This window comes from Rhodohalobacter sp. (assembly GCF_041686455.1).
GTDB lineage: Bacteria > Bacteroidota > Rhodothermia > Balneolales > Balneolaceae > Rhodohalobacter.
Map to the genome: position 1 here is coordinate 1 of NZ_JAWLDW010000068.1, position 9,842 is coordinate 9,842.

Below are 9,842 nucleotides of genomic sequence, written 5' to 3' on the forward strand. Positions count from 1 at the left end.
CCGAATCATTTCCAAACGGCTTGGATGATTTTGAGATAACCCATGGGCCGCGCGTCATATGCTCCACACCGCCGGTAATAAACAGATCTCCGTCACCTGCTTTGATAGCCCGATTGGCATGAACGGCGGCCGACATACTGGAAGCACAGAGCCGATTCACAGTCTCACCGGGAACGGTAAATGGCAGTCCTGCCAAAAGAAGAGCCATACGGGCTATGTTCCGATTATCTTCGCCGGCCTGATTGGCACATCCCATAATCACATCATTGATAGCAGTAGGATAAAGGTCTGAATTTCTTTCCATCAATGATTTGATAACATGGGCAGCTAAATCGTCGGTTCGAACAGGGGAGAGCGATCCACGAAAATTTCCAATTGGAGTTCGAATGGCATCAACAATAAAGGTTTCTTTTTGGTCAGACATGAGATAAGTGATATGAGATTTGAGATGTTTCCAAATAAAAAGTTGTAAGGATGAATCAGTTATTGTGTCATATATAAAATGAATTGAATATAAGATATAGGTGACCAAGATGAATAATTTTAGAAAACTAAAGATTTGGCAGAATTCAGTCCAATTTGCCACAGAAATCTATAAAACGACCAATTCGTATCCTTCACTTGAACAGTATGGGTTAGTTTCTCAAATAAGACGTTCAGTAGTATCCATTAGTTCAAATATTGCTGAAGGAGCGGGAAGGAAAGGATCCAAAGAATTCTGTCATTTTTTAAGAATTGCTTATGGATCAGCATGTGAAGTAGAAATTCAACTTATTATTTCAAAGAATTTAGAGTTTATTCAAAAAAATAAGTTTGATGAACTGTTTCAAATGTGTGATGAAATTCAGAAAATGATTTATTCTCTCCAAAGAAACTTATCGAAAGAGTAAATAAAAGAAATGAGTGTCGTCATGATTCTCATTTCTCAAATCTCATATCTCAAATCTGTTTCATATCTGTCTCAATTCTGATTATTCTCCAAATATCGAAGATACCTCGGCGGTAGATCAAATGGCCTCTCTTCGGGGATAGCAGGCAGACGAGGGATCTGAATCATGGGTCTTCGAGGTTTCTGTTCCGGATTCCATGAAAAATTATCCAGTTGACGATTCACGTTCTCAGGCGATTCAGGCAGGTAGGAGCCATCAATGTTCCGTTCGGCTTTGAACAGATCAAATTCTCCATCAAGAAAATACATGGTGGAGGATCCCTGAGCTACTAGTTCAATCAGCCCATCCGGTTCGTCATTTTCGTCACGTTGATGAAAAATAATCTCACTTTCGTCAAAAACGACTATTCGCTCAACAACACCATCGTTAAAAAAGGCGTGCAGAGTATCTCCCGCCATCTGATGTAATCGCCCGGTTACTGTATCTTCCTGTACGGCAATAGGGCGAGGGTAGGATGATAAAAACCGGATATCACCATTCTCGAGATGTGCTTCAATAACAGGCCCGGTTAACTGAATGTTTTTCTGCCAGAGTTTCGGATTCGATCTCAATTCAAATTTCTCTTCATGATCCCTGTAAAGCGCGGTGTCTGCAAGGGCTGAAAATTTTGTAGACCAGATCCGGACATCTTCAAAGGCGTCCATTGTAGATGTGGAATCGGTTTCCAGGAGTTCAATTTTTTTTGCAAGCAGATGTGTGGTATCCGATTCACTGTCGCTCAGCTCCATCAGCCAGGCATCTTCACCTTCAAGTAATCTATATCCTGTAGAATCGGCATAGAGATAATCTCCTGTAAAAATGACTTTATCTTCGAAATCTTCGGCATAAACCCGGCCAAACAGTTCGTAAAGATCCTCCTGTCGATTCATAAAAAGGGAGTCCGACTCCAGATATTGAGTACTGTCAGCCAGTTGTACATTTCCTCGAAATGCGGCACTGTCTACATCCTGGTAATAGAGCCCTGATTCGGCCAGAAGTGTACCTCGTTCATCCTCAAATCGTATGGGATCGCTAAAGATAATCAGGTCCAGGGCGAGAGCGGCATCCATCGCGTTACTAAAAACCGTATTGGTTTCGGACTGAATGATGACGCGGCCTCGAAGTTCACTGTAGTCGGTTAATGTATTGTAGTAGAGTGTGTCGGCCCAGATCATTTCAGATTCCGTTTCTATCTGAATATTGAATGCGTGAAACAGGTTTTCTTCTGTAAATTGATAAACACTGTCGGCATCCAACATCATGCTCTCGGTCGAAATTTTAACATTACCCAAAAGTTTTTGAACCAGCTGTCCGTTGATGACAGTTCCCTCGCCATCATCCGCACCCAATATATTTACACGGGTTTGAGAAAGTACGATAGTTGGGACCAGGAATAGAATACCAAGAAAGATTATAGCCGCTTTTCTATGTAAAATTGGAACTTTCATCAGTCAACTACACGGCTTCCACGAGGTTCTTCGATCACATACTCAGACAGATTTGTTAATCCGTCAAAACTACGCCCAGAAATACTGTCGGTTGGAGTGATGATGGTTACGAACCGGGGCGAGGTAATTCGATCCGTCTTTTGTGACCAGACTAAATAATCCGAATAGAGCTCGCGGTCTGTATTTGTGAGTACGCGAACGGAGTCGTACAGTTCAAATTCACTCTTTTCTTCCAGATATACGGCTCTTTTGCTCCAGGCTTCCGTTTCAACAGAACCGGTGGTATCGAAAAGTTGAACGTAGACCGGGCCGTCGATATGCGTTTCTGAACGTTCACGTGTTTGATAGGTTATCGCATAGCTTCCCTCAATTAAAATACGGGCTTTTTCTTGCTGCATGAGCGTCATTTGTACGTCCCAGCTTTCGGTGGATGTGATAAGCGAGTCGTTTAAAGTTGATTCTACCTGCTCACTATCGTAATCAGAAAGATCACTGCAAGCTCCAGAAATAAGCAAAGAGATTAAAAAGACCGGGATGATATGATGAACTCGAAAGTCAGACACAAATAGAATTCTGTAGTTTATTTGTATAAAAAACTGTTTCGGAGAGACTGAAACAAATTGGCTTAATCTTCCTGAATTAAAGTGAATTATGTAGTGCCAAAATACCGATCACCCGCATCACCCAGACCCGGAACAATGAATGCATCGCTGTTCAATTTTTCATCAACAGCTGCGGTAATGATTTGTACTTCAGGATATTTTTTACTGATTCGTTCCAAGCCTTCCGGTGCAGCAATTAACGAAATAAAACGGATATTGTTGGCTCCCTGCTTTTTCATAAATGTGATGGCGTCATCAGCGCTGCCGCCAGTTGCAAGCATAGGATCAACGACAAGAACCAATCCGTCTTTTACTCCTTTAGGAAGATTCGAATAGTAGTCCACCGGTTTATGTGTCTCTTCGTCTCTGTACATACCCAGGTGGCCGACTTTTGCATCCGGAATAAAATTGATGATAGCGTTTACCAGGCTCAAACCGGCGCGAAGAATTGGCACAATGATTATTTCTGTATCAATTTCGCAGCCTGCGGTTTCGGTAATTGGGGTATGAATGGAAGTTTTCCGTAGAGGCAGGTCTTTAAGAGCAAAGTAAGCGAGAATAGTTGCAATACGCCCCAGTGCCGCCCGGAATTCAGCAGTACCGGTGGTTTTATCTCTCAGAATAGAGAGGTCCCTTAAGACCACCGGGTGATCAATTATAGTTACTTTGTCTAAAACTTCCTGGCGCTTACTCATCGTAATCGGTTTCTTCCATTCGTTGGAAATACTCCTTGGAAGTAGCATAGACTACACCGGAAAGAGCGAATAGCGCGATCAGGTTCGGGAAGGTCATCAAGCCGAGAGCAATATCACCTATTGCCCAGATTGTGCCTAACGCTGTTATTGCTCCCACAAAGTGAAGCAATATATAGACTCCCTTGTAGTAGATGATTGATTTGTCCCCTAAGAGATATTGAATAGATCGGTCTCCATAGTAGCTCCACGCAATAGATGTAGAGATCGCAAACAGAAGCACACAGATTGTAACGATATACTTCCCACCGGGCATAAGTGGAGCCAGGCCTACTTCAAACGCCTGGGAAGTGAGTGTTGCTCCATTGTAAACTGCATTTCCATAAACTGTGCCTGAACTTTCGCCGGTATCCGATCGGAAAGCGGTGTGTGTACTCATGTCAATGGTTCCGGTAAAGAATTCGGTTTGCCCCTGATCCACATAGAGGGTGTCAATAGTGAAGTCGTTTCTCAACAGGGTACCGTTTTGAACAATACCGCCGTCCACTTGAAGGATGGATGGACTCTCAGCAACTTCAACAACTTCGTAACCCATGTCCGGAGAATTCAGATTTACATCAGTCGGATGTTTTGTATCCCAGACTCCTGTAGAGATAATAACCAGGCCGGTCATGGTACATACTAAAATTGTATCGATAAAAGGCTCAAGAAGCGCAACAGCACCTTCCCTAACCGGCTCTTCCGTTTTTGCAGCACCGTGAGCAATGGGGGCAGAACCCTGTCCGGCTTCGTTTGAAAAAAGCCCTCGTTTTACTCCCCAAACCATCGTGGTAATGAAAAGTCCTGATCCTACACCAAACGCTCCTGCAACCGGGTTGAATGCGTATGTGAAAATGGTGACAAATGAAGGAATAACCTGGTCATAATTCAAAAGAAGTATAACTAATGCTCCCAGCACATAAAGAATGGCCATAAGAGGAGTGAGACGGGCTGTTACGTATCCAATCCGTTTGATACCGCCGATAATTACAAAACCTACCAAAGATGCAGTAATAAGACCGGTCACGTACGTTGGAACAGTAAAAATGAATGAGTTCTCCATTACATCGGCAACTGTGTTCGCCTGAATGGCGTTACCGGTAAAGAAGGAACAGATAACGGCTAGTGCTGAGAAGGTGACGGCCAGCCATTTCCAGTTGGGGCCAAGACCACGTTCAATATAATACATCGGACCACCTGAAACGGACCCATCGGCATTTTTGATTCGATATTTAATGGCTAGCAAACATTCGGAGTATTTAATGGCCATTCCAAAAAAAGCAGTGACCCACATCCAGAAAAGAGCTCCGGGTCCGCCATAGTGAATGGCTATAGCCACACCGGCAATATTACCTATACCAACGGTTGCCGAGAGAGCAGTTGAGAGGGCCTGAAAGTGGTTGACATCACCGGTGTCGTCGGGGTTATCGTAGTGCCCCATTACAACTTTTACACCATGGCCAAATTTCCGAAGTTGTATAAAACCCATTCTGATGGTAATAAATATACCAAAGCCCAAGAGAGCGATCACCATAAGAGGTAACATTTCCGGGGTGTTCCATACCAGGTTATTTAAAAAATCAACTGCTCTTTCTAGCGTTTCCATTCTTATTATTTAGATTTTGAATTATTTCAAGTCCGAATGTATAAAAGATTTACTTAAAAATTTTATGAAATAAGCTATGAAGTGAACGATAGCTTTTCAAAATTACTTTCAAAACTAAAGAGTTAAAATATACTCTCTAAATTGATTTCGTAATAATTCATAAAAATAGATGTAAATCCCCTAATTATGACTAAAGCAGACATTGTTGATGTAATCTCATCTTCGACGGGAATTACCAAAGTAGAAACTGAAGCTGTGGTAAATGGATTCATGGACACTGTGATTGATGCCATGAAACGAGGCGAGCATATAGAGTTGCGTGGATTTGGCAGTTTTAAAGTTGTAAAACGTGCGCAGCGTGTAGCCAGAAATCCCAAGACTAATGAAGAAGTAATTGTCCCGGAACAGCATGTACCGGTTTTGAAAATATCCAAAGATTTTAAAGAGCAGGTTAATAAATCACACGACTAATAAGTAGGTCTGAGCGAGTGGTTTCTGTTAGTAAGTGATCAGAGACACTCGCAAAAATCTGAAACATGCCTTCCTATTTGAATATGATTTAGCGATTTTAAAAACCACTGATCGCATAATCATATTTATTCAAATGAGAGTAGCTATACTATTCAGACTCTTTTGTTTTATTATTCCCACCATCTTTTGGTCTTGTAATCGTCCACCTGTTGCGGATTTTTATGATGCAGATGGCATTGTTTCTATTCATACAGATTCAGCTTATTCAAATGCTAGTTGGGCAACGGATTCATCAGGAGTAGCTTTCGCTTTAGTATCCGAGCCGCTAGAGGAGAGAAAAATTGGAGAGACCTCATTCTCTTTTTTTATTCGAGAGCCGGGAAGTTATGCTTTTTGGCTGTTTGGAAATACAAATACCGAAAAATCTCAACCACTGCAATTACGGTTTCTAGATGAACAAGATGAAACGATATCCATTCATCGCATAGAACTTCTTCCGGAAGAGGTACCGCACTGGGTAAATCAGGATCAGCTAACTGAAGAGCCGGTAGTGCTTGTGGTTGAAGATGCAGGCTTTTACAAAGTACAGCTGGAATCGGGAGGTGCAGGAGGACTTCAGGTTAGTAAGTTGCACTTTTCTAAAGATGGCAGTGTCATCCCTTTCGGAGCCGGTTATCCCGAAACTACAGACTGGCGCATGGAACCCGAAGTCAATAAAAGACTTCAGCAGTCAAGAATTCCGCCATCATGGGTTTTTGGTGTGATTTCGAATCAAAATAGATATACAACCGATGGGCTGCTGTTAGATCATTATTACAGTGGTGGGAATTTGACGTTCGCCGACACCAAAATTGGCAGACTTGTTACAGATGAATTGAAAAGTGAAGATTTTAGATTTTATACGGATTTCACGTCCTTAGAAAATTCAGATTCTGAACCATCCAATTCCAGGTCATTGGATCTCTATCCCGCTCAAAACCTTCTCGATTCAACTCATAAGAATCTACCATTACCCTGGTACAGGCCGGTAGAAAGCTCCGGATTTGAGGCACTCAGGAAATCCATTCACTTTCTTTCAAATCCCGATCTGGTTACCTACGAGAGTTCATGGCTTCTCATTCTTCCGGATTGGTATGATCCGTTAAATCAAGAAGAAAATGAAATTTCCGAAGAGCTGATGATACGGACACTGCAGTTTTCCGCTTTTCAGAACGTGATGTTCGCACCTTTTCAGTCAATAGATCAGGTAGCTGCGATTCAGGAATACTATCAGCAGCTGATAAATTTTCGTCGCGAGCTCTTTCCCTACATCTACAGCTACTCCAACAGAGCGAGAACCATAGGCACCAAGCTCATTACGGGAGACCGAAATTATCCTGACCAGTTTCTGTTTGGAGATTACTTTTTAGTGGCACCGGTATTTGAGGAGGCAACGAAGACCCGAGAGCTGTATCTGCCTGAGGGAGGATGGTATCACTATGGAACAAATGAATATTTTGAGGGAGATCAGAAGGTTGAAGTTAACGTCTCACTGTACGAAATCCCACTATTTGTAAAAGCCGGTGCTATAATCCCAAAGAGGACGGACGGCACTTTTCCGGTTGTGACAGAAAATAATCAAGTACTTATTTTGGATGTTTACGGAGGCGATTCCGGCATTTTTCGGCTTTATGAAGATGATGGAGAGTCATTGGATTATCTATCTGGAGAATTCTCAACCATTGCGTATCGATACTTTGAAGGGGATGGATACGCAACATTTAATATCGGGGCACAGGTCAATCAGTTTCCCGGCAGGAGAGATCAAACTGATTACACAATCTATTTTAATTTTGTGGATGAACCGGTTCAAATAACCGCAAACGGAGACGTTATTTCAGATGAAGAGGCTTGGAGTTATCATTCAGACCGGCAACAGTTGGTTTTACACTGGACCCAAAATGATAGAGAGAGAACTGAATTCAGGATAGATTTCTAATTCAAAACTGATCAGACAGTGAACGCATCGTAAGGTAGGTTTCAAAAAATGAATACCAATCCGGGTTTTGAATAAAAAATGACCAAAGCTCTTCAATATCCTCTGTATTGAGTGAACCGTTCATATACTTTTCGATCTTTTCAATGGCGGCTGGATTGAAGTCGGGCTGAGATATGCTGCTGTTTTTCAATGTAATGATATAATTGTAAGTAAGTGAATTCTCTTGGTGAATTTGATTTTTTAGTACAAATTCCAATCTGAGTGTAAGGCACAGAATTCGCTCTTTCCTGACAGTAAAAATCGACGATTAATATAAAATAGCGGTTTAGAACTAGGGGGTTTTACCTATAGTTAAGGGCTTCGGAAAATCTTTGCTACGAAATATTAAAAAAGAGAGTTTTGATACTCTTCATGATTCTCGAGAATTATTCCGGTTCCTCTCACAACGGTAGTCAGCGGATCCTCAGCTACATGAACCGGGAGCTCAATGGCTTCAGAAATCATGCGGTCAAGATCCCGAAGAAGTGCGCCGCCGCCGGTTAGCATGATGCCACGATCCAGAATATCTGCACCCAGTTCCGGTGGTGTATTTTCCAGGGACTTTGTGATGGCATCCAGACACGCATTTACCGATTCATGAATAGCCTCGCGTACATCCTCTGAAGTAACTGTTAGGGTTTTTGGTACTCCACTGACGAGGTTACGACCTTTTGTAATCATCTCTTTCTCCTCACCGCCGGGTATGGCCGATCCAATTTCATGCTTAATTTTTTCAGCGGTTCGTTCCCCAATCAGCAGGTTATGCTTTCTGCGGATGAAATTGACAATCTCCTCATTCATTTTTTCACCGCCAATTCGAACCGATTGGGCATGAACAATACCGGAAAGCGATATAATGGCTATTTCTGTTGTTCCGCCACCGATGTCGACTACCATATTTCCCATCGGTTCATTTACATTCAGTCCCATTCCCACGGCTGCGGCTATGGTCTCTTCAATCAGAAAAACTTCTTTTGCTCCTGCATTTTCCGCACTGTCTCTCACGGCCATTCTCTCAACGGCGGTAATGCCGTTGGGAACCGTAACAAGCATTTTTTTAACGGTAGCAAACCAGCGCTTCTTCATTACTTTCCTGATCATTTCGCGCATCATCTTTTCCGCGATATCAAAATCGGCAATCACCCCGCCTTTCAAAGGACGTACAGTTCTGATGTTCTTGTGGGTTTTTTCATGCATCATTTGAGCTTCTATTCCCACCGCGATGATTTTGCCATTAGGGTCGAGAGCGACGATAGATGGTTCATTTAGAACGATACCCTGGTCGCGAAGGTAGATGAGAGTATTTGCAGTACCAAGGTCAATCGCCAGGTCACTGTTTAGAGAGTTGAAAAATCCTTTTTTGGCTTTTGATCGAGGTTTGTCAGTGGTTTTGGTAGCAGTTTCAGTATTCATAAAATGATAGGATTCGGCATTCATTATTTTTCCGGGGCTCCGCGTCAGAGGAAAATCACCCAACATTCAAAACTGAGTTTGAGGAGGTTTGTTCCTGATTTGATGCATGAAAACCAATTTTATTTTAAATCGGTAAATCACATTTTGTTCCCGGGTTTCAGTATGATTATATCCGGGTTGCAACAGAAGTTTAACAGAAAATCAGAAGGCGAGGTGGATAGAAGAAAAAAGCCTTAAAAAATGTTGTTCAAGTATTGGGGATTCCCTTATATTTGAAATCTGTTTGAAAAGACAGAACTTCCAATTCAATTGGATGCCTCGGTGGCGGAATTGGTAGACGCGTTGGACTTAAAATCCAATTGACATTACAATGTCAGTGCCGGTTCGAGCCCGGCCCGAGGTACAAGCTCCTGTATGGATAACATGCAGGAGCTTTTTTTATGTCTAAGATTCCTATACAATCTGCCGGGCGAGAAGTTTATCCCGCCATAGGGGAATGAATCCGAAGGCATTCGGATGAATCGGGGAGCCCGGCCCGAGGTACAAGCTCCTGTATGGATAACATGCAGGAGCTTTTTTTATGTCTAAGATTCCTATACAATCTGCCGGGCGAGAAGTTTATCCC

General features: G+C 42.5%; 10 protein-coding genes and 1 tRNA gene. 4 read left to right on the top strand and 7 right to left on the bottom strand.

What is annotated here, in order from left to right:
• Nucleotides 1-424, bottom strand: a 424-nt coding sequence (locus ACESM0_RS08915; protein ID WP_372905683.1) for a beta-ketoacyl synthase N-terminal-like domain-containing protein, incomplete at its 3' end; no start/stop codon positions are given.
• A gap of 109 nt (nucleotides 425-533) precedes the next feature.
• Between ACESM0_RS08915 and ACESM0_RS08920 the strand changes: the two genes are divergently transcribed.
• The gene (locus tag ACESM0_RS08920; protein WP_372905685.1) at nucleotides 534-890 is read left to right on the top strand and encodes a four helix bundle protein; all 357 of its coding nucleotides are present in this window, start codon (nucleotides 534-536) and stop codon (nucleotides 888-890) included.
• A 71-nt stretch (nucleotides 891-961) separates the two neighbouring features.
• On the opposite strand, the gene ACESM0_RS08925 is transcribed toward ACESM0_RS08920, so the two are convergent.
• From ACESM0_RS08925 to ACESM0_RS08940, 4 genes are all read right to left on the bottom strand, one after another.
• Nucleotides 962-2,377, bottom strand: a complete 1,416-nt coding sequence (locus tag ACESM0_RS08925) for an OstA-like protein (protein WP_372905687.1) — start codon at nucleotides 2,375-2,377, stop codon at nucleotides 962-964.
• Nucleotides 2,377-2,940 carry an LPS export ABC transporter periplasmic protein LptC gene (gene lptC, locus ACESM0_RS08930; RefSeq protein ID WP_372905689.1) on the bottom strand — a complete coding sequence of 188 codons (564 nt, stop codon included), beginning with the start codon at nucleotides 2,938-2,940 and terminating at the stop codon, nucleotides 2,377-2,379. Before lptC ends, ACESM0_RS08925 begins: the two co-directional genes overlap by 1 nt.
• A gap of 86 nt (nucleotides 2,941-3,026) precedes the next feature.
• Complete coding sequence (upp, locus tag ACESM0_RS08935; protein WP_372905691.1) at nucleotides 3,027-3,674, bottom strand: uracil phosphoribosyltransferase; 648 nt, start codon at nucleotides 3,672-3,674, stop codon at nucleotides 3,027-3,029.
• Nucleotides 3,667-5,316, bottom strand: coding sequence for an alanine/glycine:cation symporter family protein (locus ACESM0_RS08940; RefSeq protein ID WP_372905693.1), 1,650 nt, complete (start codon nucleotides 5,314-5,316; stop codon nucleotides 3,667-3,669). The genes upp and ACESM0_RS08940 overlap by 8 nt, the downstream gene beginning before the upstream one ends.
• Nucleotides 5,317-5,502: 186 nt before the next feature.
• Between ACESM0_RS08940 and ACESM0_RS08945 the strand changes: the two genes are divergently transcribed.
• Together ACESM0_RS08945 and ACESM0_RS08950 are read left to right on the top strand one after the other, a co-directional pair.
• Nucleotides 5,503-5,787, top strand: coding sequence for an HU family DNA-binding protein (locus tag ACESM0_RS08945; protein ID WP_372905695.1), 285 nt, complete (start codon nucleotides 5,503-5,505; stop codon nucleotides 5,785-5,787).
• Nucleotides 5,788-5,920: 133 nt separating this feature from the next.
• Complete coding sequence (locus ACESM0_RS08950; RefSeq protein ID WP_372905697.1) at nucleotides 5,921-7,765, top strand: DUF5110 domain-containing protein; 1,845 nt, start codon at nucleotides 5,921-5,923, stop codon at nucleotides 7,763-7,765.
• A gap of 1 nt (nucleotide 7,766) precedes the next feature.
• Here ACESM0_RS08950 and ACESM0_RS08955 read toward each other — a convergent pair whose 3' ends face one another.
• The gene (locus ACESM0_RS08955; protein ID WP_372905699.1) at nucleotides 7,767-8,021 is read right to left on the bottom strand and encodes a hypothetical protein; all 255 of its coding nucleotides are present in this window, start codon (nucleotides 8,019-8,021) and stop codon (nucleotides 7,767-7,769) included.
• A gap of 128 nt (nucleotides 8,022-8,149) precedes the next feature.
• Entirely contained in the window at nucleotides 8,150-9,217 is a 1,068-nt protein-coding gene (locus tag ACESM0_RS08960) for a rod shape-determining protein (protein ID WP_101072900.1), read from the bottom strand.
• Between the two features lie 315 nt (nucleotides 9,218-9,532).
• Here ACESM0_RS08960 and ACESM0_RS08965 point away from each other — a divergent pair.
• Nucleotides 9,533-9,620: transfer RNA gene (locus tag ACESM0_RS08965), tRNA-Leu, on the top strand.
• Nucleotides 9,621-9,842: the final 222 nt, after the last annotated feature.